Here is a 22,574-nt window from a genome sequence, read left to right as displayed (position 1 = left end):
ATGTGATGGTGAAACGAGGCGCAAATTAAGGGCTTGAACCTGATCAGGGAATTGCCTTAAAGAGCGCCACGGATCGAAGAGATCCAGCAAAAAGAGTGGGCCGTTAGCTCAGTTGGTAGAGCAACTGACTTTTAATCAGTGGGTCGCAGGTTCGAATCCTGCACGGCTCACCACTTTTTCATACTGTATCAAACGCTTCCGGCCGCAAAATGTGGCGCTGCAATTTGATCAGCTTGCGACTGTCTTGCACCGACAAAATTCGCAGACACTGGTGGTTTCCAGTGTTCCTGTAACATTGGTATTGATCGATGAAACCATATGGGTAAAGAGCGTATCGACGCAGGTTTCACAGATATGTCGATGGTCGCCTTGATGACAAAGGCCGCGGTACTACCACGTAATTCTTATCTCATCACGCTGACCTTCACTTCTAACAATTAATACCGGCTGGTCCGTTATTACCCCAAAAACGTATCTGCTTTTGTGCTCAACCGGGTATCCATTGCTGGTAACTTTCACTTCGTCCTCTGCCAGACCTTGCGGTAGGGCAAGCGCATACCAGATTGCGCCGGGATCGGGGTCGGGGCTGGTTACATCCAGCGAGATGCTTCTGCCATCTGGGCTGAATTCATACGCCCTGAGTACAGCACCAATTCGATTGTCTGCAATGGGGAACGGAGCTTGTAGTTCATCGCGTGAGACTGGCAGGCGAACAATGAGATTGCCAATTCGACCGTCCCGAATGGAAAGCGGAAGTGTGACATTCGATGTTCCAGCCGTCTCGTCGATCCCTGCGTTATCGAACGATAGAGAATACAGGTAGTCACCTTCAGGGGCCGTGAAATCTGGGAAACTCCTTGTTTTGAAAGGCGGTTCCATCACTTCTGAGTATCCTGCACCGCTGAGTTCCATCTTGTTTGGGTAAATCGCGCCGTCATTTATTGTCGCCACGGCCAACTGCAAACCGCCGATACCTGGCGGCAGTTCCTCCCACTCAGACTCTGGCGGTTCCGATGTGAGGATGCCTTCGCACATGTTGTAATTGGCTTTCCAGTAGCCACGGGACACACAAGTTGATGAACATGTGTAACACATTGGGTCGCAGTTAAGGTCCTGAAAGAGGTGTGGGCAATTGTCTCCACATGTGAAGTCGCGTTCGTCGTCTGGATCTGTTTCTTCGGTCGAATAGATCCCATCCAAAAGAACAAGTGACGGCTTGGACTTTTCAATGCGAGACGTAAGTTTGAGACGGTTGGGTTTGGAAGACACTTCCTCCGCCCGGTTGGATACCGTGACATCGACGCCTGCTTCGCGAATGAAAATAACTGGGTCAAATGGCTTGGGAAGATCAGATGGAAGCACAGAGACGATCAGATCGAGAGAGCCTGAATCAGGGATCTCCAGGATTGGGATAACGTCACGGAACGTTATGGGTATCGTTTGATCGTCGTCGGGGGGCTTCAGGTCGAAGATATATGTCGCAGATGATGGCACTTCTGCGAATATTTCAGAGACATCGACCCATTCTTGACGCGATGTCCCGTTGGACACGATGAGGCTGCCGTTTGCTGGTTTGCCTTCGTATTCAAACTTGACCGATAGTTTGCCAAAACTCTCTGGTTTTTCTACGTCGGCCAATAACACAACGGGCAGCGCAAGAAGGGACAGGAACGGGATTGCAAGGCGTGCGTATAACGCCGCCGTGGTTTGTACTAACATTTGCTTAATCCAATACAAAAAAGGGCTTTTGGAAAATTCAGGTGTCAAAAATTCACCTGCCTCATTGTACACTTTTTTCGTTTATCCGTCGAGAATGGGCGCTCTAGTCGCTGTAACCGGCACAGCTTGGCAAAACGCGCGACATTTCACAGCGCTGGCCCGGCACCCCCGTTTCATCAATGGTCCAATCGGAATCTGTGTTGTCCCGGTTGAACGGGTCAAAACGCGGTTTGATCTGTTTCGGCGACCGATCAAGGAAACACGATAAGACTTCGCTTTCAGCAATTTTATGCGTTGGTATAAGGCACGCTAAACGAGATACTCTTTTCATCCTGACAACGCTTGGTTGCGGGCGCGTTTTTGCCTATGCAAAATTGATTTTTTGCAACTAAACCGGTAGCCTTTCCAAAAAGGTGGACAACACCGGAGGCAGTGAGAGAGCAGATGCCACAAGCAAAAACACGTGTTTTGCGGGCCAGGGTGCCTGCGCGTATGATGGGCAAAAGGGACGGTCTGTTTTTCCTTTGGGGCGAGATCGAGCGCGCGCGCCTCAAAGCGGAAAGCGCGCTTGCGCCCGAGGCGGCCGCATCGGATGGAACAAGAGCGAAGAGGGCAGGCTCGACCAAGGGATCATCGCCGGTTCCGACCGACGAATTCATCTTTTATTGATGAAATGAAAGGGTCAGCCCACGTCGCCTATTTCTTTTCAAAAAACAGGATCACTTCGCCCAGGCGAACGCCAAAACGTGATACGTAGGCGCGGTTCAGCAGTCGATCATCATCCAGCAACCACATCCAGTCGTCGAATTTGACACGCATCGTGCCTTCTTTGATCGGCAGGTCGATCTTGTATTTCCAGTTGAACGTATCGCCGCGTTCAATCCCGCTGGCCGTGCCCAAAACGCCAGGGGCAGTCCCTGTCCACGTATCTTCACCGGTTTTCGTCAGCGTCCAGATACGCTGTTCGGTGGCGCCATCGTCATAAACGAAATCTTCAACTAGCGTCAGGGTTTCACCATCCCATGTCCCGTCGATATCCACCGTAAATCTGCGGGGGATATTGCCCAGAATATCCTGAAACTGACCGTAGGCCACTGTTTTGCCTTCGAAGAACTCTTCGAGATTCAGTTGCCGGTCGGACAAGAAGGTTTTGGGCACTTTCGGCTTGCTGGAACAGGCCGCCAGAAGCGCAAGGCTTGCTATGGCAAGAAAGGTGAGAAGGGAACGAAAAACACTCATTGCAGTGGTTTCCCTTCGGATGTCGCATCATACCCGTTTGCGCCTGGCACATGCGTGGTTTTTACATCGGGAGCAGGGCGCATCGTGGCAACCAGCTCAGCGACCTTGAGGCCGAACTTACGCATCTCGGATCGGTTCATGATGACGCCGTGTTCCGTCAGATACATCCAGTCTGTGACGTCCAAAGTGTGCCCACCGGCATCTTCGGGCAGGATGATCCGATAGGACAGTTTGACGGTCGATCCCGAAATGATGCCCCGACCCTCACCGACAATATCGTCCGCCGTTGCCGTGAACGTGTTGCCTGTGCCCAGTGTCAGATACCACTTTCGTGTCATCTGTTTTCCGTTGGAATAGGTGAAGTATTCAGACAGCGTGCCCGAATTTCCTTTCCATTCGCCGACCATGCGCGCGACGAAGCTGTTCGACATCTTCCCATTGGGGCCATAGATCAGCCCTTCAGACAGGATTTCTCCGTTCAGATGCTCTTTCAGTGAAAAGGCAGGTCCGGTTCCTGTGTAATCCGAAGGAGATTGTGCGCGAAAGCTCAGCAGGCGGGCGCGGATGAAAACTGCGATCAGAAGGACCAGCAGGATGATGGCGATAGCGTTCATTTGCTTGTGACCTCGGTGGGCAGGGTCAAGACCATTCCAAACGCGCCGAGCTTGAGGATGCAGGGCAGCACCGCATAAGCAAGGTTGAGTGTCTCTAGCGCGTCAGCAGAATTGGTCTGACCGGGGTTGAAGCCGCTGCGTTCCAGCAGAGGCAAGGTGAAAAAGGCAGCCAGGGCGAGGCCCAGCTTGCCTGCGAAAGACCAGATGCCAAACGCCGCAGAGGCGTTCAGCCCGGCCCGAGTCAGGACGACAGAAAACATAGCGGGCAGCACGACCATATCCGCACCTAAGGCTGCGCCCGAGGCAAGGCAGATCACGGCAAACCCGGCTAGATTCCCAGCACTCAGGGTGGCGGCACCGATAAACCCCGCGATTGAGAGGGGCATGGCAATCATCAGAGTCTGTTTCGGGCCAACCCGGTTGCTGAGCTTGGCCCAAAGCGGCACGCTTGCACCCGCGCTGAGGAAGAACAGGATCAACAGCGGGCCTGCTTTGCCCGGCAGTTGCAACCGATCTTCTACAAAGAACAAAAACAGGGTCGACGTGATGGCCACGGGCAGGCTGTTGACCAGAGCAAGCGCCAGCAGGCGAAGCCCTCCGGCCTGACCCAGCCCTGCAAAAGACAGACCGGTGCCGGTGATCGGTGTACGCCTCCAGATCGGAACAGTCAGCAACAGGGTCAGAACGGACAGAAGCCCCAGAAATACTCCAAACGCGGGATAGCCTTGGGCTTGCGCGCCAAATGCAACCAAAAGCGCCGGGGCGCTGGCGGCGATGACCACGCCGGTCAGTTGCCCGCCTTCGCGATAGGCGGCCAAGGTCATAAGCTCTTGCGGGTCTGGACGTTTTGCCAAAGTTGCGCTGCGCCCATACAAGAGGATGGTGCCCAGGCTGTAAGCCGAGAACAGCAGGATCAGAATCGCGATCAGCGCGGCGACACTGGCACCCTGCGGCAAGCTAAAGAGCAGAGGGAACCCGACCGCCAGCCCTAACGCCGCCAGAGAAGCAAATACAAGCTGGCCCCTTGGCCACTTGTCGATTGCCCAGCCAATCAACGGGTCCTGAACCAGATCAACAAGGCGGATCATCAGCAGAACGGTTCCAATAACCCCCAGGCCAATACCCAGATTCACCGCCGCAAAGCGCGGCAGGTGGATATAAAGCGGAATGCCCGCCGCAGCGAGCATCAGCGCATATAGGCTGACCCGAGGGTAAAGCATCAGCGCCCCTGAAGTTTCTGTGTAAACGAAGCGGACCGTGTGTTGTCGCCCAGAAATACAGACATGAAACTGCGTTTGATGCCCGGATAGGACATGGTGCAGGTCTTTTGCCCGTTCAACCAGAAGCTCACCTTATCCGGCCCATCGGACACCGCGAGAAAGCTGTCGCCCTTGGTCACGGCTTTGAAGCACTGGTCCAACTGATTGCGCACCGGGGCGGAACGTCCGATCCGGTCCATCTCGTCCAGAGTCGAGTTGACCAGCGCTTTTTTCTTGAAGTTCTTGCGGTAGGTTAGTTGCAGGCCGATATCCTCGCTCCAACTGAACGGCGCGCCGCCGGGGGTATAAAGTTTGGCGTCATAGATTGGCAAACCCAGATACCGAAAGGTTGCTGAGCCACGCAGTTGCGCGTCCTTCAACTCGTCCGTTACGGGCGATGCCAATACCCCTGACGGGGCCAGCAGCGCCGCTGCCAGTAGCGCTGCGCGCAAAATTCCCTTATTCGGCCGCCACAGGGATGGCCGGGTCGTTCCCAGAAATGCCATTGTCAGCTCCGATGGTTTGCGGGGTGCCGTTTATTCGCGCAACGACATGCATCGCGCTGGCAATCCCGTCTTCGTGAAATCCGTGCCGGTTATAAGCGCCGGCAAACCAAGTTCGGTTCTGTCCCTGCATCTCGCGGATTTGCCCTTGTGCTTTCAGGGCGGCTTTGTCGAACACCGGATGGGCAAATTCGACCTGATCATAGATTTTGTCCGCGGGAATTTCTGATGAGGCGTTCAGCGTCACAAACAGCGGATCGCTGTCCGGGATGTTCTGAAGCCGGTTCATCCAATAGGTCACGCCCACATCGCCGGCTTGCGAGCGATACGTCCAGCTGGACCAGCACGCGCGCCGCTTGGGCATCTGGCGTGGGTCACAATGCAGAATTGCCGTATTGGGTTGGTAGCGGATCGCGCCCAAAGCTGCGGCCTCGGCCGGTGTTGCGCCTTCGCCCAGAATGGCAAGGGACTGGTCCGAGTGCGTTGCCAGGATGATCTCGTCGAATTGATCAGTATGCCCTTGGCTGGTGACGCTGACGCCCATGTCGTCGCGATGAACGTGTTGAACCGGGGCGGCCAGCCTGATGTCACAGCCACGGGCGCGCAGAGCGGCGTCTATACGGCGGACATATTCGATGCTGCCACCTTTGACCGTGTACCATTGATGCTGGTTGGCGCGTCCACTGGCCAGCAGGGCATGGTTGCGGAAGAACTGCACGAGAGAACGGGCTGGAAACTGATCTACGAACTCAACAGGGGTGGACCAGATCGCGCCACACATCGGCATCAGATAGTTGTGGCGGAACCAGTGACCCAGACGCAGTTGATCGACCAGTTCACCAATCGTTGTGTCGTCGTCCTTGGCGGCCTCGGGCGCTTCTTTGCCGAACCGCAGAATGTCTGCGATCATCTTGTAATAGGCGGGGCGCGCCAGATTGCGTTTCTGTGCGGTCAGGGTGCGCAGATTGTTCAACCCGTATTCGATGCGGCCATTGTCGATGGTCGCTCCAAAGCTCATTTCGCTTTTGATTACAGGTACGTTCAGCTCATCAAAAAGCCGCGTCAGGTAAGGGTAAGTCGCGTAGTTGAAAACGATAAAGCCGGTGTCGACCGGCTGGTCGCCGTTTTTGCCAGCCATCACCGTACGGGCATGTCCACCCAGCCTGGGTTCGGCTTCATACACCGTCACGTCGTTGTTTTCTGAAAGGTAATACGCGGCAGAGAGACCCGAAATGCCTGCACCTACAATCGCAATTTTCTTTCGTACACCCCGGGTTTCGTCGAACATTCCAGCCTCGTTATGTGACATTTTACAATGAGATACGCAGGGTATGGCGTGCTGGATCAATACGGATAGAAGTTTTTAACAGATGCACTATCTTGTGACTTCGGGTTTCAGCGCCCGCTTCCTTGCGTCACCCTATGATCCACCGCGGATGCGGGGCCGTAAAAAGGATAACTTCAACAAAACGGCGCGGGTATGAGCAGCTTTGACGGAAAAACCTATTGGATCATCGGCGCAAGCGAAGGCTTGGGCCGTGCCTTGGCCGAGGCGTTGAGCCATAAGGGCGCGCATCTGATCTTGTCTGCACGCAACGCCGCGCGTTTGAATGAAATCTGTTCCAAGCTTCCAAATGCACGCGCGATTCCGTGTGATGTGACCGATTTAGACTCTGTACGCAATGCCGTGGCCGAGGCCGGTCAGATCGACGGACTGGTTTACAATGCAGGCGCTTACGAGCCGATGCGCTCGGGAGATTGGGATACCGAGGCGTCGCTCAGGATCAGCGATGTGAACTATTCGGGGGCGTTGCGGGTGTTAGGTGAAACGGTTCCTGGCTTTGTTCAGACAGGTCAGGGAGAGATCACTTTGATCGGGTCGCTGGCCGGGTATCACGGTTTGCCTGCCGCGATCGGATATGGGGCCAGCAAGGCGGCGCTGATCTCGCTGGCCGAAACGATGCGGCATGATCTGGCGGGCACCGGTGTGACGGTGCGCATTATCAATCCCGGCTTCATCAAGACCCGCCTGACCGACAAGAACAGTTTCAAGATGCCGATGTTGATGACGGCCGAGGACGCCGCAGAGCGCGTGGTTAAAGCGATGTCGCGCCGCCGGTTCCGTACCGATTTCCCGGCACCATTCTCGTGGTTTATTCGTCTGATCGACTACCTGCCGGATCTGCTGGTTTATCGCGGAAAATAGACTCTAACAAAACTGCCCCTGACAGAACCAGCCTGCCGACATGGTGCCTCCATGCCCGTAGAACAGCCATAGGCGTTCGCCCTGTTCCGTCACCACCACCCAGTAATCGCGCACGCCGCTGCGCCAGTTGGGGTCATCCAGCCACCATTCCGGTGCGATCCGTTCCGGGCCGGTGGCCTGAGCCAGTTGCCAGTCGCGCCCACGCCACCGGAAGGCGGTTGGGACATCCGGGGTTTCCGGTGCCATCACCGGCTCGGGCTGCCACATCTGCAAGGGGCGTGGGCGCGGCGGTGCAGGCCAGTCGCGCGCGGGTTCCGACCATGCAGCCGCCAGCGTCTGTGCCGTTTTCTCGGGGATATGAGAGGCGGCCGGATGCCGTCTTGTGATCGCCTCCAGCCCCACCCGCGCACCCAGCTTGCCGATCAGGTCATCCACGGCTGTATTACCCTCAAGCCGGTTACGGGCCACGCGGCGTGCCTCGGCGTGACCGGCGATGGTGCGGGCATGGATGGGCTCGGTCTGGATCGCCTCAAGCCGTAGCATGTCGATGCCATAGCCCGCATCGATCTTATCAATCTTCATCTCTAACAAAGGGCGAATACGATGTTTGTCATAAGTCGGACGGGCTAGTCCAATCTCGACGACCTCGGCCGCCTGATCGGCGCGATGCGCCTCCAGCCGAAGGGTGCGGACACCGCGATCTTTCTCTTCCAGCTTGGCGCAGAGCGTGGGCAGCACCCGATCAACAGCGGCCATCACATCCTCAATCAGGCCGATTGGGTTGGGCAACGTCATCCGCACCGCAAAATGATGTGGTGGGCGGGCCGGAGAAACCGGCTCGGGCGCGCTGCCCATGGCCTGATCCAGCCGCAATACCAACCCCCGCCCGAACCGCCGCGCCAGCGACGCGCGTGGCTGTCCCAGTAGATCGCCGATCCGGCGCAGGCCCAGACGGTTCAACTGCGTCACAACCGGGTCGTCCAATCGCAGCGCCGCGATGGGCAGGGGGCTGAGCGCGCCATAGGATTGCCCCGGCGCTGCAATACGCGCGCCACCACCCAAGGCCATCACCTGTGGTGCAGCCCCGCCTTTGGTCCAGTGCCGCCGTTTGCCCGCACGGGCGCGGGTGGCGCGGGCCTCTTGGCTGATGGCGTCGCCATTGCGGTCGGATGTGGCCTCTTGTCCCGCATAACGCGCCAAAGCCCAGGCTGCGCCCAGCGTGTCGGCAATGCCCATCTGCACGCTGAGGCCCATATCAGCGCAGTCCGTTTCAAGCACACTCAGCAGCGTCTCTTCTCCGCCAAACAGATGCGCACAACCCGACAAATCCACGATCAGCCCATCCGGAGCTTCTTCGGCCACCCAAGGGCTGAACTTGCCGGCCCAGCGGCGCAGCGCGGTTAGAAACGCAGCCTCGGCCGGGGCGTTGCGGTGCCGTGTGATCAGGCTGGCGCACATGGCATGGGCATCGCGCACGGGCTGGCCCACACGCAGCCCGGCGGCCTGCGCCTCGATATTTAGCGAGGTAATGACCTGCATGTTCGACTGCTCAGTGACCACAGCCAACGGCCCGGAATGCAGCCCCCGCGCGGCGCGGATCAGCCGTTCAGCCCCAAGACGGGGAAACCACAGTGAAAGTATTCGGCGTTTTGGCATCGGCAGACATTAAATGTTCCCATTTTGTTCTTATCCGAGAATCAACGCCCGAGTCCACGCTTACCCGCAGGTCAGGCGCTGAATTACACCGGCACCATTTACAAAGACGTTCAGCCTGTCGATCCGGTAATCCTGCGTTGCAATGTCATCAGGTCCCAGCACACGGGTGCGTTCCGGCAAATCGGCCTGAATGGTCGAAACCGGCTGGCCCACCGAGTCGGCAAATGCTTCGCCCTGACAAAAGGCCAGATCAACCGGCGCGGCCTCGGGCGCAAGTCGCGCTTCTTCGGGGGTCGGGGTCTCGGCGCAGGCGGCCAGAAGGATCAGAATCGGTAAAAATCGGTGCATTGGCGTTCCTCATTCCGGCAATGTCGTTTCTGCAATATCAAACAATTAGCAAGTCTGTCATGAAAGCACAGTTGAAAACACCCTGCAATTGACGCAGGGTCGGGTCAAAGAAGACAGGGAGACAGTGATATGCGCACCCGTGCCGCCGTCGCCGTTCAGGCGGGCAAACCTTTGGAAGTGATGGATGTGAACCTCGAAGGTCCCAAGGCGGGCGAGGTACTGGTGGAAATCAAGGCCACCGGCATTTGTCATACAGACGAATTCACCCTGTCGGGTGCCGACCCCGAGGGCCTGTTTCCGGCCATTCTGGGCCATGAAGGCGCAGGCATCGTGGTTGAGGTCGGCCCCGGCGTCACCAGCCTGAAGCCGGGCGATCATGTGATCCCGCTCTACACCCCTGAATGCCGTGAATGCGAATACTGTCTGCACCCGAAGACCAACCTGTGTCAGGCAATCCGCGAAACCCAAGGCAAGGGTCTTATGCCGGACGGGACCTCGCGATTCTCGACATTGGATGGCGACCCGATCCTGCACTACATGGGCTGTTCGACCTTCTCGAACCACACTGTTCTGCCGGAGATCGCGCTGGCCAAGGTGCGTGAAGACGCGCCTTTCGACAAGATTTGCTACATCGGCTGCGGCGTGACCACCGGTATCGGAGCCGTCATCAACACCGCCAAGGTCGAGATCGGCAGCCGCGCCATCGTGTTTGGTCTGGGCGGCATCGGCCTGAACGTCATTCAGGGCCTGCGTCTGGCCGGGGCAGATCAGATCGTGGGCGTTGACCTGAACCCGTCGAAGGTCGAGATGGCCACGAAGTTCGGCATGACCGATTTTGTGAACCCCAAAGAGGTCGAAGGCGACCTGGTTCCCTATCTGGTCAACCTGACCAAGGGCGGCGCGGATTATACCTTTGACGCGACCGGCAATGTCGGCGTGATGCGCGACGCGCTAGAATCGGCGCATAAAGGCTGGGGTGAATCGATTATCATCGGGGTTGCCCCTGCAGGTGCCGAGATCTCGACCCGCCCGTTCCAGTTGGTCACCGGCCGGTCATGGCGCGGCACAGCCTTTGGCGGCGCGCGCGGCCGGACCGACGTGCCCAAGATCGTCGACTGGTACATGGAAGGCAAAATCGAGATTGACCCGATGATCACCCACACCATGGGTCTGGATGACATTAACCACGGCTTCGACCTGATGCATAAGGGCGAGAGTATCCGTTCGGTCGTAGTGTATTGAGAAAACTGAAGTAATCTCGAAGGGCGGGCTTTTGCTCGCCCTTTTTCGTTACTACGTTCCGCAATACGAATTACTTTTGTTTGAGGAATTTCAGTGACAACAGCAGGCATGGATCGCTTGGCGGTCCTTATTGATGTAGAGAATGTACCCGCAAAACACGCGCCGGAGATTTTTGAAGAAATCGCCACCTTGGGCGAGGCCAGCCTAAGGCGGATCTACGGAGATTTTTCGAACGGGTCGCCGCAGGGTTGGAATTCTGGATCATTGGCGGAATACGCAATCGTTCCCCAACAGCAATTTGCAAATACGTCCGGAAAAAACTCCAGTGACATCGCGCTGGTCATAGATGCGATGGACATCCTGCATTCCGGTCGATTTGGCGGGTTTGTACTGGTGTCGTCGGACAGCGATTTCACTCGTCTGGCCAGTCGCGTTCGAGAGCAAGGGCTGGATGTTTTTGGAATTGGTGAAATTAAAGCGCCCAAGGCGTTTGTGGCGGCGTGTAATAGATTTATTTATCTTGAATATATTGAAGCCGGCGCATCGAACGGAAAGCAATCTGATAGTCAGGTTCCGAAACGCGAGTTGAACCATGCGTTTCAATTGATCAGAAACGTGATGCGCAATTCTGACGAGCCTGAAGGTTGGTTAAAACTAGGATTTGTGGGTAGCCAGCTTAACAAAATCTATACTGATTTTGACCCCAGAAGCTATGGCTTTTCCAAGCTAAGCGATTTGGTTCGTGCGACAGGAAAGTTTGATGAGCAAGGGGCAAACGGTGACTACAAAGTCAGATTGAAAGCTGGAAAGTGAGCTGTTCTCGGAAAATGTAGCGCCTAGTCTGCATCGATTTCACTCACCCGGTCGCGACGCCCCTGTATCTGATCGTGGAGACCGTACCCGCAAAACCGGGGTGTTCACAGACGTGGTGTTAGAGCGACTCTCCCTCCAGACCACAAAGACACCGGACGCAATGATGATACTGGCCCCGACGGCGACCCAGCCGTCCGGGTGTTCTCCAAAGAAGACCATGCCGAAAATCGTGGCCCAGATGATCTGACTGTATTGGCTGGGCGCGACGACCCCGGCGGGTGCCGCGCGGTAGGCGAGGATGATCAGGTGCTGCGCGATGACCGAAAACACGCCGACCAGCGCCATCATCGCCAGATGCAGCAAGGATGGAGGCTGATATACAGCCGGCTGCGCAAGGCTCATGACCAGAATGGCCAGCAGCATAGGATAGAGGATCAGCACGGCGGATCGTTCCTCGTTCCCGATCTTGCGCACCAGAACAGAGCCAAACGCGCTGCAAAATGCGGCTGTCAGGGCGGCGAGGTGGCCGAGTGTGATGTCTGTCGCGCCCGGGCGCAGAACGATCAGAACGCCGATCAGACCAACACCGACCGCGGCCCAGCGTTGGACGCGCACAACTTCTCCCAGAATGGGGATCGACAGGACGGTCACAATCAGCGGGAAGGAAAACAGCAGCGAATAGACCTCGGCCAGTGGTAGCACCGAAAAGGCGTAAAAGGCGCAGACCATGGATGTGACCACAAGGCCCGAGCGCAACAGAACCAGCCAGGGATGATGCGGGCGGAAGTTGCTGGGCGTCCGGTCGGCCAGCATGGATACGGCCATTGGCACAAAGGAAAACAGCGTGGCGAAGAAGATGATCTGCATCACCGAATAGGTCCCGCCCAGCACCTTGATCAGCGCGTCGTGGCTGGCAAAGACCGCGAATCCCGCAAACGCGAAACCAAGGCCCCTGAGGGTGGTGTTTTGAGTGCTCATCGATATGGCCTCGGGTGATGTCGGTGTGGTGGCACTGTGCCGTGGCAGCGCAAAGGGGCTGTCTTGCCCCTGAGTAACCCTATTTTTGCGGGGCGCATAGCCCCTATTTTACCGCTAACATCGCAAAGCCGCCATGCAGAGGGATCAACGCAGGATCGGTGGCGCGTCTTTGGGTTGACGGGCCGATTGCACGCCTGCCTTCATCCCCACGCCGATACGTCGGGCCAGCGCGACCCATGGGATTGCGGTGTCGTGCGGCAGCGTCTGGGTGGCTATTTCTTCGAACAGGTCCAACCAGTGGGCGAACATCTCGGGTTTTACATCAGGCCGTTCGATATGGACCCGCTGTGGATTGCCGTCATAGCTGCGTTCAAACAAGATGGCGTTGCGCCAGAACGCGGCGATCTTTTCCTCATGCGCGGGCCAGTCGGTGACATGGTTGGCAAAGACCGGACCCAGCACAGCGTCTTCACGCACGCGGGCATAGAAGGCGTGGACCTGCGCATTGATCTGATCGGGTGTCGCCGGAAAGCGCGGCGGCAGGATGGGTCTGGTCATGAGGTCACCAAATTCGACTCTGTCCCGGGGAAGTATCCCCTTCAGCCGTCATGCAACAGGCGTGGTTTTGTCGCGCGGCTCGGGCGTCAGGATATGCCGTAGCAAGGCGACCGGATGCGCCCGCAGGCTGAGGCGGGTGGCGACATAATCTTCGACCACCTGCTCACCCAATGTCATCTGCGGCAGATAGGCTTCGGGCTCGTCCAGCGCCTCACCTTCCAGATCCTGCGAGAACAGGGGTAAGGGCTTGGCGGTTGCAATCGCCTTGGCCTGCCACAATGCCTCGCGCCGGGTCAGGTCGCAGGCGGCGAAGGCATCGGCCTCGGCCAGCCGTTCGATCACCGACGGCCCCAGACCCGCGCGGCGCCACACATCGTCGACCTGATGGTAGCCGTTGCCGCGCGCGGCGGTCAGCCAGCTGGCGTCTTCCTCGCTGAGGCCCTTGATCTGGCGGAACCCCAGCCGCAGGGCCAGCCCGCCATGGCCGTCGGGCTCCATCACGTTGTCCCAGAAGCTGGCATTGATGCAGACCGGACGCACCTGAACTCCATGTTCCCGCGCATCGCGCACGATCTGGGCAGGGGCATAGAACCCCATCGGCTGTGAATTCAGCAGGGCGCAGGCGAAAATACCGGGATGGTGGCATTTGATCCAGGCGCTGGCATAGACCAGCAGTGCAAAGCTGGCCGCGTGGCTTTCGGGGAAACCGTATGAGCCAAACCCTTCGATCTGTGAAAAACACCGCTCTGCAAAGTCGTCGTCATACCCGTTGCGCTTCATGCCGCGCAGAAACAGCGCGCGGAATTCACTGACATTGCCATGCTTTTTGAAGGTTGCCAGCGACCGCCGCAGCCGATCGGCCTGTTCCGGGGTGAACCCCGCGCCCACAATGGCGATCTGCATCGCCTGTTCCTGAAACAATGGTACGCCCAGCGTTTTACCCAGCACCTCACCCAGTTCGTCCGAGGGGAAGCTGACCTCCTCCTCTCCGTTCCGGCGGCGGATATAGGGGTGAACCATGTCGCCTTGAATGGGGCCGGGGCGGATGATGGCGACCTCGATCACCAGGTCATAGAAATTGCGCGGCCGCATCCGGGGCAGGAAGTTCATCTGCGCACGTGATTCCACCTGAAACACGCCGATACTGTCTGCTTTGCACAGCATGTCATAGACCACCGGATCCTCAGGCGGCAGGGTTGCTAGTGTATAGCTGGTCTGGTGGTGCTGACCGATCAGATCGAATGCCTTGCGGATGCAGGTGAGCATCCCAAGGCTGAGGACATCGACCTTGAGGATACCAAGCGAGTCGATGTCGTCCTTGTCCCAGCAGATAACCGTGCGGTCCTCCATCGTGGCGTTCTCGATGGGAACAAGTTCGTCCAAACGCCCCTCGGTTATGATAAAGCCGCCGACGTGCTGGGATAGATGACGGGGGAAGCCGTCAATCTCATACACCAGCATTAGAGTCTGTTTCAGACGGCGGTCCTCGGGATCGAGGCCGATCTCGCGCATCCGGTGCGCTTCGAGCCCGACGGTCGAGAAGAAGCCCCAAAGCTGCGAGGACAGCGCCGAGATCGTGTCCTCGGTCAGCCCCATAGCACGGCCGACCTCGCGAATGGCCCGCTTGCCGCGGTAATGCACGACCGTGGCGCACAGCCCCGCGCGTTCGCGGCCATAGCGGTCATAAATGTGCTGGATCACCTCTTCGCGGCGTTCGTGCTCAAAATCCACGTCAATGTCAGGCGGTTCATCGCGGGCCTCAGAGACAAAGCGTTCGAATACCATCGTACCCATCTCGGGGCTGACTTCGGTGATGCCGAGGCAGAAACAGACCACCGAATTGGCCGCCGAGCCGCGTCCCTGGCACAGGATGCCCCGAGATCGGGCGAAATGGACGATGTCGCGGACGGTCAGGAAGTAGGGTTCATATTTCAGTTTGCCGATCAGCGTGAGCTCATGGGCCAACATCTTCTGAGCCTTATCCGACGCGCCCGCAGGATAGCGCCATTTCAGCCCCTCATGCGCCAGACGGTGCAGGCGTTGGGTCGGAGTTTCCTGTTCGCTGCCTTCGCTGGGATATTCATAGCGCAGCTCGTCGAGCGAGAATGTGAGTTGCGTGCTGAGTTCATGGGCGCGGGCAACAGCGCCCTCGTGACCTTTGAAGATGCGCAACATCTCGGTCTCGGATCGCAGGCGCTGTTCGCCATTGGCAAGCGCTTCGCGGCCCAGATCATCCACCTTACGGCGCAGGCGGATGGCGGTCAGAACGTCGGCCAGCTTACGACGGGCGCCGTGATGCATCATCGGTGTGGCACTGGTGAGGGTGGGGATGCCCAGTTCCCTTGATTCAGTCTCTAATAAAGAGAAATATGCGCTGTCTGCACCATCGTATCGAGGGTGCATCAACAGGTTTATCCGACCGGCAAAGCGGCGCGTCAGCTGTTGCGCTTGTGCCCGCCACCCATCCGCGCCGCCTTGGGATCGGTCCACTTGTGGCCAGAGCAGCAGGTGGAGGCCGTCGGAAAACTTCAAAAGGTCGGACAGGTGCAGGATGCAGTCGCCTTTCTCGGCGCGCAGGCGACCAGTGGACAGGATGCGGCATAGGTTGCCCCAACCCTGTCGGTTCAGCGGCAAGGCGGTGACGGTGGGTGCATCGGTAAAGATCAGCCGCGCGGCTGGGATCAGGCGGGGCACTGCGTGAATCGGATACGAGGGCGGTTTGGGGATGTGGTCAGGGCAGGGTGGGCCGATGGAGGTGTTCTGCTCTTCCCACTCCAGCCGTTCGCGGACCTTGCGGGTAATCTCGCGCGCCTGGGTGTGGGCGCGGACAATCCCGGCGACCGAGTTGTCATCGGCAATCGCAATGGCGGGCAGGCCCAGGGTGACGGCACGCTCCATGTATTCCTCGGGGTGCGAGGCCCCGGTGAGGAAGGTGAAGTTCGATGTGATCGACAGCTCGGCATACATGGCGAGTCACTATTATATTCACGTTTTGTTCTTTTTCGAGTCCTTTGCGCAGAAAACGGGTCGCTTGAGATCGATCAGATTGGCAGGGTCGGCAAAAAGGAGACCCGATATGTTCAAGATAACCGCACTGCCCACATCCGAAGTTCGCGCCCTTCAAGCTGGAGCGCCGGACGCTTATGGCGCTACGCCCGAGCGCACCGTTTCGACGGGTACAGGCAACCCTTGCCGCCACTGCCTACAGAACATTCCCGAAGGCGAAGAGATGCTGATATTGGCCCATCGTCCTTTTTTAGAGACACATCCGTATGCGGAAACCGGCCCGATCTTTCTGTGTGCCGCACCGTGCGAGCGGTATGAGGGGGAAGAGATGCCCGAGATTCTGACCACCTCTCCTGACTACCTGATCAAGGGCTATGGTGCGGATGACAGGATCGTCTATGGCACCGGGGCGATCACGCCCATGGAGCAGATCGGCGCAGCGGTGAAGGGCATCTTTGCTCGACCGGATATCGCTTATATCCATGTCCGCTCGGCCAGAAACAACTGCTATCAGGCGCGGATCGACCGCGCCTAAAGCTTAACGCGGTGCATTCCCCGGCGCGGCTGATCCTGATCGTCAGCAGGTTCCTCGGCGCGCGACGATGTCAGTGCAAGGAACACATCCTCAAGATCGGCTTCCTCGGTACGCACGTCGCGAATACGGATACCCACGGCACGGACGGCTTCCAGCACCTGCTCGGCGCTGGTTTGATTGCCCTGATATTGCAGCACAAGGCTACCATCGTCGCGCAGCGCGGCTTCGACCCCTTCTGTTGCAGGCAGTTTCGTCACAGGGTTGTCCGGGACGATCACCATCGTCCGGCTGTCCATCCGACCCAGCAGGTTGGCGGTGCTGTCCTGAGCGATCTTTTCGCCATGGTTGATGATGGCGATCTCATCACACATTTCCTGCGCTTCCTCCAGGTAATGCGTGGTCAGGATGATGGTCATGCCCTGTTCATTCAGTTTGCGCACATTGGTCCAGAGCATCTGACGCAGTTCGATATCCACACCTGCCGTGGGTTCATCCAACACCAGAATCTTCGGGTGATGCACCAGCGCCTTGGCCAGCAACAGCCGTCGCCGCATCCCGCCCGACAGCGTGCGCGCATACGCCTCGGCCTTGTCGCTGAGACCCACCAGCTCCAGAATCTCATCGCTGCGGCGCTGCGCCTTTGGCACGCCGTACAGACCGGCCTGAACCTCCAACGCGCCACGTGGGGAAAAGAACGGGTCCAGGTTCAGCTCTTGCGGCATCACGCCAATGGCGGCACGCGACTGGCGCGGGTTCTGATCCTGATCGAATCCCCAAATTGATACATGGCCCGAGGATTTCACAACCAGCCCAGCGAGAATGTTGATTAGGGTCGATTTCCCAGCTCCGTTTGGCCCCAACAGCCCAAACACCGACCCGCGCGGAACGGTCAGGTCTATGCCTTTCAGCGCGTGTTTCTCGGGCTGGCCCTTGCCGCCGCGATAGGTTTTGCGCAGCCCTTCGATCCTGATTGCCGCATCGCTCATGTGGCTCTTGCCCCCGGTTTGCTCATCGCTCATAAACGCACCTAGTACATGCCCGCGAGGCCGACAACCGAAGAAGGATCGCCAGCCGTGACCATCGAAGCGCCGGAAACCAAGATCGTCGAAACCACCCGTGTTGCCTGTGATGGCGGTGAAGGTGCGTTGGGGCATCCGCGCGTGTGGCTGCAAATCCCCGAAGACACCGGCTGGGTCGAGTGCCCCTATTGCGACTGCAAATATGTTCTGAAGGGCACAGAACAGGGCTGATTGCCCGCCTAACCGGGTTTCGCCCAAATCTCGCCGCGATTTTCATGGTAGTGCGTTGGTACAACCATCGTAGGTGAGTGTGATGACCGACATGACTGCCACTGACACGGCCAACCCGGTTTTTGGTTGGATCGGGTTTTTCCTTGCTGCATTGGCTTTATTCGCTGCGTTGTTTGTGTTCTGGGCCGGTCCTTTTGCGCCGCAACAGTCCACCGGCGTTTCGTTGGGTGAACTGGCGGCAGAGCTTGGCAAATCCACCCTACGCGCCGCAGCCGGGCTGGAGCAGCCCGCACCCGTGGCCCAAACCCGTGACCTGGACGATTACCTGCAAATTGGTGTGGCTATGCTGGGTGGGCTGGCAATTGTTGTCTCGGTGATTGGCATTCTTCGTCACGAAAAACGACGCCCGGCCATCGCCGGAATGGCCATTGGAACTGGCGCGATCCTGTTCCAGTTCTTCGCCTTCGCTTTCTTCGCCTTCCTCGGCGTTCTGGTGATCATGGCGCTTCTGAACAGTTTCTCGGACGTTTTCGGCGACCTCTTTGGTGGCTAACACACGTTCCTGACTGGTCACCCGCCTGCCCCTGTGGCAGAACCATCCCTGACCGACAGGGAGAGCGCGCATGAGCAATTTTGGAAAAGGGTGTCACCTGCATCTGATCGACGGATCGGCCTTTATTTTCAGGGCTTATCACGCGCTGCCTCCGCTGACTCGAAAATCCGACGGATTACCGATCGGGGCGGTCTCGGGCTTCTGCAACATGTTGCAGAAATATGTCGAGGGAAACGCCGGACCAGATGCGCCAACCCATGTCGCGGTGATCTTCGACAAGGGTTCGCACACGTTCCGGAACGATCTCTACGATCTGTATAAGGCCAACCGCGAGGCGATGCCCGAGGACCTGCGCCCGCAGATGCCCCTGACGCGCGAGGCGACGAAAGCCTTCAACATCGCATGCAAGGAATTGGAAGGGTACGAGGCCGATGACATCATCGCCACGTTGGCCGTTCAGGCGCGTGAGGCCGGGGGCCGTGTGACCATCGTCAGTTCCGACAAGGACCTGATGCAGTTGGTCGGCGACGGCGTTGAGATGCTGGATGCGATGAAGAACAAGCGCATCGACCGGGACGGGGTTATCGAGAAATTCGGTGTTGGGCCCGAACGGGTGGTCGATGTGCAGGCTTTGGCCGGGGATTCGGTGGACAATGTGCCGGGTGCCCCTGGGATTGGCGTGAAAACCGCAGCTCTGCTGATCAATGAATATGGCGATCTGGAAACGCTGCTGGATCGCGCGGAAGAGATCAAACAGCCTAAGCGCCGCCAGACGCTGATGGAAAAACGAGACCAGATCGAGCTGTCCAAGAAGCTGGTGCAATTGGACGAAAACACGCCGCTGGATTTCACTCTGGACGATCTTGAGGTCAAAGACCCGGATGCCGAAACCCTTCTGGGGTTCCTGGCCGAGATGGAGTTTCGCACTCTCACCAAGCGCATCGCAGATAAACTGGGGGCCGAAGCTCCGGTGATTGCTGACGCGCCTGCGCCTGCGGCTGAAAAACCAGAGGCAACGCTTACTCCGTTTGATGCGTCGAAATACGAGTGTGTTCGTGACGCCAAGGCCCTGCAAAAGTGGATCGATCAGGCTTATGAACGCGGTTGGGTCGCTGTCGATACCGAAACCACCGGTCTGAATGAGATGATCGCCGATTTGGTCGGCGTCTCGCTCTGTGTTGAAGCTGGTGAGGCTTGCTATATCCCACTGACCCATCGCGATGGGACTGCCGATGATCTGTTCGGCTCGGATGCATTGGCTGAGGGTCAGATGCCGTTGGATGAGGCTCTAACCTTGCTGAAACCGATGCTCGAGGATCCGTCGATCCTCAAGATTGGGCAGAACATGAAATACGATGCCAAGATCTTTGCGCGCCATGGCATCAACGTTGACCCAATCGACGACACGATGTTGATGTCTTATGCGATGCATGGCGGCGAGCATGGGCACGGGATGGACACATTGTCCGAGCGCTATCTGAGCCATACGCCAATCCCGATCAAGCCGCTGCTGGGATCGGGCAAATCCGCAATCACATTCGACAAGGTTCCAATTGATGAGGCCACGGCCTACGCCGCTGAGGATGCGGATATCACCTTGCGTCTTTGGCAACTGTTCAAGCCTCAACTGCATCAGGTCCAAGTGACGACGGTGTACGAGACGTTGGAACGCCCCTTGGTGCCCGTCTTGGCCGAGATGGAGATGCATGGCATCAAGGTGGACCGCGATGTGCTGAGCCGTATGTCTAACGCATTCGCGCAGAAAATGTCCGGATTAGAGGCTGAAATTCACGAGCTGGCCGGTGAGACTTTCAATGTTGGATCGCCTGCGCAGTTGGGTGAGATTCTGTTCGACAAAATGGGTCTTGAGGGTGGCAAGAAGGGGAAGACCGGGAAATATTCGACCGGGGCGGACATTCTGGAAGATCTTGCGACCGAACACGAACTACCGCGCCGGGTGCTGGATTGGCGGCAGCTGTCCAAGCTGAAATCGACCTACACAGATGCGCTGCAGACCCATATCAACCCCGATACCGGGCGGGTGCACACGTCTTATTCCATCACCGGCGCGAATACGGGACGTTTGGCCTCGACCGATCCGAACCTTCAGAACATCCCGGTGCGGACCGAGGAAGGGCGACGCATTCGTGAGGCGTTTATCGCTGAGCCGGGCAATGTGCTGGTGAGCCTCGACTACAGTCAGATCGAACTGCGGATTCTGGCGCATATTGCGGATATTCCGGCTTTGAAACAGGCATTCTCGGACGGGTTGGACATTCACGCCATGACGGCATCCGAGATGTTCGATGTGCCGCTGGACGAGATGACGCCCGACATTCGCCGTCAGGCCAAAGCGATCAACTTTGGTGTGATATACGGCATCTCGGGTTTTGGTCTGGCGCGGAACCTGCGCATTCCGCGGGCCGAAGCCCAGGGCTTCATCGACCGCTACTTCGAACGTTTCCCGGGCATTAGAGCCTATATGGACGACACCGTCGCCTTTGCCAAAGAACATGGCTATGTCCAGACCTTGTTCGGGCGCAAGATTCATACGCCCGAGATCAACGCCAAGGGACCTCACGCCGGGTTCTCAAAACGAGCAGCAATCAACGCGCCCATTCAGGGCACTGCAGCGGATGTGATCCGACGGGCCATGGTGCGGATGCCTGGGGCGATCAATGGGCTACCGGCTAAGATGCTGCTGCAGGTGCATGACGAATTGTTGTTCGAAGTGGCCGAGGATTCCGTGGATCAGGTGATCGGAGTGGCGCGCGACGTGATGGAGGGTGCCTCGGACCCGGCGGTCAAGCTGGACGTCAAGCTAAGTGTGGATGCCGGGCAAGGCGCGAATTGGGCCGAGGCGCACTAGCGACGCGCCTCATCCGGCCCGGCGGGCCCTCTTCGTCGCGGGTCAGTCCTGCGGCCCGACCATGCGGTTCACCATACGTTGCACGGTTGGGCCAAACAGCAGAATCACGGTAAAGGCGATGGGCCAGCAGAAGGCCCAAGATGCCATCCAATCGCCGAATGTGCTGGGGCCGAACCCGATGGCTTTCACTGTTGCGATCCCTGTCACGATAAAGGACATGAGGCCGGACATGATCAGGCTGAATACGGCGCGGGCATAGCGGGCTGGTATCATGGCGGTTATCCTGAAGGTCGTATTGCTTTTGATCTGCAACATTTGCTTGTGAAATACCAGTGCTAGGGCTGCATCCAATCAAGGCTTTGGGGTGTTCGTGATGTCGAAGGTGTGTATTCGGCACTGACCCAACCGGTGTAACCAGACGCGTCCATGGCCGAGAACAAGTTCTGGAAATCGGTTGGTCCGCGCCCCGGTTCAGATCGGTCTGGGGCAGCGCTTATCTGCGCGTGGATGACCCTCGGGTGAAATTGTTCCCAAACGGCTTGTGCATCGCCATGGATCATGTGGGCGTGAAAGCTGTCATATTGCAGACCAACATTCGGGCGATTCACACGATCCAGCACCTCGGCTGCCAGATCGTAGCTGTTCAGGAAGTAGTCAGGCTGTGACACTGGATTGAGCGGCTCAATCGTAAATTTCTGCTGCGGGGCGCTATCAGCGGCCCACTGCAGGTTCTGGACAAAGCTATGCAGCGCATCCGACCCCGAGGCATATCCTGACATGATGTGGATGAGCCCCGGGCGCAGAACATCAGCATAGCGCAGAACGCGGCGGATATCCGACTGAAACCGGGCCTCGCCGCCAGGAACCGCTGCGTATCCGGGTTGGCCGCCCGTATAATTGGGCGGTGGGGCGTTGATCAGTACCAGCTCTAACCCGTTGGCCAATAGGGCACGGCGGGTTTCTTTTGCGGCCATGTCATAGGGGAACAGGATCTCAACGGCAGTGAAACCAGCATCTGCGGCGGCTTGAAACCGGTCGAGATAGGGCAATTCAGTAAAGAGCAGGGACAGGTTGGCAGCAAATCTGGGCATGTGCGGTCTTTGGTTTTGGCAGTCCGACCCTAACCGTCACGCCTTTTCCGGGGAAGAGACTGAAAACGACAAGTTGTCGAAAACCGGCCAGATCATGTCCGCAGGATCAGGGACAGTCACGCCATACCAGCGAAT

General features: G+C 57.9%; 22 protein-coding genes and 1 tRNA gene. 9 read left to right on the top strand and 14 right to left on the bottom strand.

The genetic code is table 11. The annotated features are described in order from the left end of the window. The first annotated feature begins 97 nt into the window (after positions 1–97). Positions 98–173 (top strand) — tRNA-Lys (locus GOV90_RS07925). Positions 174–390: 217 nt separating this feature from the next. Here the strand turns inward: GOV90_RS07925 and GOV90_RS07920 are convergent. After that, positions 391–1,767: a hypothetical protein gene (locus GOV90_RS07920; RefSeq protein ID WP_171105775.1), complete on the bottom strand. Its 1,377-nt coding sequence runs from the start codon at positions 1,765–1,767 to the stop codon at positions 391–393. Positions 1,768–2,163: 396 nt separating this feature from the next. Between GOV90_RS07920 and GOV90_RS07915 the strand changes: the two genes are divergently transcribed. After that, positions 2,164–2,388, top strand: a complete 225-nt coding sequence (locus GOV90_RS07915) for a hypothetical protein (RefSeq protein ID WP_171093050.1) — start codon at positions 2,164–2,166, stop codon at positions 2,386–2,388. Between the two features lie 27 nt (positions 2,389–2,415). Here the strand turns inward: GOV90_RS07915 and GOV90_RS07910 are convergent, their stop codons facing one another. From GOV90_RS07910 to GOV90_RS07890, 5 genes are read right to left on the bottom strand one after another with little or no spacing between them, the layout of a single operon-like run. After that, complete coding sequence (locus GOV90_RS07910) at positions 2,416–2,958, bottom strand: DUF3833 family protein (protein ID WP_171093052.1); 543 nt, start codon at positions 2,956–2,958, stop codon at positions 2,416–2,418. Continuing rightward, complete coding sequence (locus tag GOV90_RS07905) at positions 2,955–3,572, bottom strand: DUF3833 domain-containing protein (protein ID WP_171093054.1); 618 nt, start codon at positions 3,570–3,572, stop codon at positions 2,955–2,957. Before GOV90_RS07905 ends, GOV90_RS07910 begins: the two co-directional genes overlap by 4 nt. Further along, entirely contained in the window at positions 3,569–4,792 is a 1,224-nt protein-coding gene (locus GOV90_RS07900) for an MFS transporter (protein ID WP_171093056.1), read from the bottom strand. The genes GOV90_RS07905 and GOV90_RS07900 overlap by 4 nt, the downstream gene beginning before the upstream one ends. Further along, on the bottom strand, positions 4,792–5,337 hold the full coding sequence (locus GOV90_RS07895; RefSeq protein ID WP_171093057.1) for a hypothetical protein: 546 nt from the start codon (positions 5,335–5,337) through the stop codon (positions 4,792–4,794). Before GOV90_RS07895 ends, GOV90_RS07900 begins: the two co-directional genes overlap by 1 nt. Continuing rightward, entirely contained in the window at positions 5,291–6,622 is a 1,332-nt protein-coding gene (locus GOV90_RS07890; protein WP_171093059.1) for an NAD(P)/FAD-dependent oxidoreductase, read from the bottom strand. Before GOV90_RS07890 ends, GOV90_RS07895 begins: the two co-directional genes overlap by 47 nt. Before the next feature lie 192 nt (positions 6,623–6,814). Between GOV90_RS07890 and GOV90_RS07885 the strand changes: the two genes are divergently transcribed. Then, positions 6,815–7,540 (top strand): SDR family oxidoreductase, encoded by a 726-nt coding sequence (locus GOV90_RS07885; protein WP_171093061.1) that lies wholly within the window; start codon positions 6,815–6,817, stop codon positions 7,538–7,540. Positions 7,541–7,543: 3 nt separating this feature from the next. Here the strand turns inward: GOV90_RS07885 and GOV90_RS07880 are convergent, their stop codons facing one another. Together GOV90_RS07880 and GOV90_RS07875 are read right to left on the bottom strand one after the other, a co-directional pair. Further along, positions 7,544–9,196: a DUF6504 family protein gene (locus GOV90_RS07880; RefSeq protein WP_171093063.1), complete on the bottom strand. Its 1,653-nt coding sequence runs from the start codon at positions 9,194–9,196 to the stop codon at positions 7,544–7,546. A gap of 60 nt (positions 9,197–9,256) precedes the next feature. Beyond that, positions 9,257–9,544: an I78 family peptidase inhibitor gene (locus tag GOV90_RS07875; RefSeq protein ID WP_171093065.1), complete on the bottom strand. Its 288-nt coding sequence runs from the start codon at positions 9,542–9,544 to the stop codon at positions 9,257–9,259. Between the two features lie 129 nt (positions 9,545–9,673). On the opposite strand from GOV90_RS07875, the gene GOV90_RS07870 reads away from it, so the two are divergent. Both GOV90_RS07870 and GOV90_RS07865 read left to right on the top strand, forming a co-directional pair. Then, complete coding sequence (locus tag GOV90_RS07870; RefSeq protein ID WP_171093067.1) at positions 9,674–10,786, top strand: S-(hydroxymethyl)glutathione dehydrogenase/class III alcohol dehydrogenase; 1,113 nt, start codon at positions 9,674–9,676, stop codon at positions 10,784–10,786. 108 nt (positions 10,787–10,894) lie between these two features. Beyond that, on the top strand, positions 10,895–11,599 hold the full coding sequence (locus GOV90_RS07865; protein ID WP_171093356.1) for an NYN domain-containing protein: 705 nt from the start codon (positions 10,895–10,897) through the stop codon (positions 11,597–11,599). A gap of 39 nt (positions 11,600–11,638) precedes the next feature. Here GOV90_RS07865 and GOV90_RS07860 read toward each other — a convergent pair whose 3' ends face one another. The 3 genes from GOV90_RS07860 to GOV90_RS07850 all read right to left on the bottom strand — a co-directional run bounded on the left by GOV90_RS07860 (position 11,639) and on the right by GOV90_RS07850 (position 16,102). Next, entirely contained in the window at positions 11,639–12,577 is a 939-nt protein-coding gene (locus tag GOV90_RS07860; RefSeq protein ID WP_171093069.1) for a DMT family transporter, read from the bottom strand. 144 nt (positions 12,578–12,721) lie between these two features. Further along, complete coding sequence (locus tag GOV90_RS07855) at positions 12,722–13,135, bottom strand: group III truncated hemoglobin (RefSeq protein ID WP_171093071.1); 414 nt, start codon at positions 13,133–13,135, stop codon at positions 12,722–12,724. Positions 13,136–13,183: 48 nt separating this feature from the next. Beyond that, positions 13,184–16,102, bottom strand: coding sequence for an error-prone DNA polymerase (locus GOV90_RS07850; protein WP_171093072.1), 2,919 nt, complete (start codon positions 16,100–16,102; stop codon positions 13,184–13,186). Between the two features lie 109 nt (positions 16,103–16,211). On the opposite strand from GOV90_RS07850, the gene GOV90_RS07845 reads away from it, so the two are divergent. After that, positions 16,212–16,676, top strand: a complete 465-nt coding sequence (locus tag GOV90_RS07845) for a DUF1203 domain-containing protein (protein ID WP_171093074.1) — start codon at positions 16,212–16,214, stop codon at positions 16,674–16,676. Here GOV90_RS07845 and GOV90_RS07840 read toward each other — a convergent pair. Then, positions 16,673–17,662: an ABC transporter ATP-binding protein gene (locus GOV90_RS07840; RefSeq protein WP_171093358.1), complete on the bottom strand. Its 990-nt coding sequence runs from the start codon at positions 17,660–17,662 to the stop codon at positions 16,673–16,675. The two genes, GOV90_RS07845 and GOV90_RS07840, sit on opposite strands and share 4 nt — an antisense overlap. 87 nt (positions 17,663–17,749) lie before the next feature. Here GOV90_RS07840 and GOV90_RS07835 point away from each other — a divergent pair, with 87 nt between their 5' ends. The 3 genes from GOV90_RS07835 (at position 17,750) to polA (ending at position 21,348) form a co-directional block, all read left to right on the top strand. Beyond that, positions 17,750–17,926 (top strand): zinc-finger domain-containing protein, encoded by a 177-nt coding sequence (locus GOV90_RS07835; RefSeq protein ID WP_170533977.1) that lies wholly within the window; start codon positions 17,750–17,752, stop codon positions 17,924–17,926. Between the two features lie 82 nt (positions 17,927–18,008). Next, complete coding sequence (locus tag GOV90_RS07830) at positions 18,009–18,479, top strand: hypothetical protein (protein ID WP_171093076.1); 471 nt, start codon at positions 18,009–18,011, stop codon at positions 18,477–18,479. Between the two features lie 70 nt (positions 18,480–18,549). Next, positions 18,550–21,348, top strand: coding sequence for a DNA polymerase I (polA, locus tag GOV90_RS07825; protein ID WP_171093079.1), 2,799 nt, complete (start codon positions 18,550–18,552; stop codon positions 21,346–21,348). A gap of 42 nt (positions 21,349–21,390) precedes the next feature. Here polA and GOV90_RS07820 read toward each other — a convergent pair whose 3' ends face one another. Beyond that, entirely contained in the window at positions 21,391–21,621 is a 231-nt protein-coding gene (locus GOV90_RS07820) for a DUF2798 domain-containing protein (protein WP_171093081.1), read from the bottom strand. A 62-nt stretch (positions 21,622–21,683) separates the two neighbouring features. Next, positions 21,684–22,439 (bottom strand): hydroxypyruvate isomerase family protein, encoded by a 756-nt coding sequence (locus GOV90_RS07815; RefSeq protein WP_171093083.1) that lies wholly within the window; start codon positions 22,437–22,439, stop codon positions 21,684–21,686. Between the last annotated feature and the right edge of the window lie 135 nt (positions 22,440–22,574).

This window comes from Ruegeria sp. HKCCA5929, from assembly GCF_013034525.1.
Classification (GTDB): domain Bacteria; phylum Pseudomonadota; class Alphaproteobacteria; order Rhodobacterales; family Rhodobacteraceae; genus Ruegeria.
The sequence above is the reverse complement of the archived record's forward strand: the minus strand, read 5'-3'. Positions and strand labels throughout refer to the sequence as shown.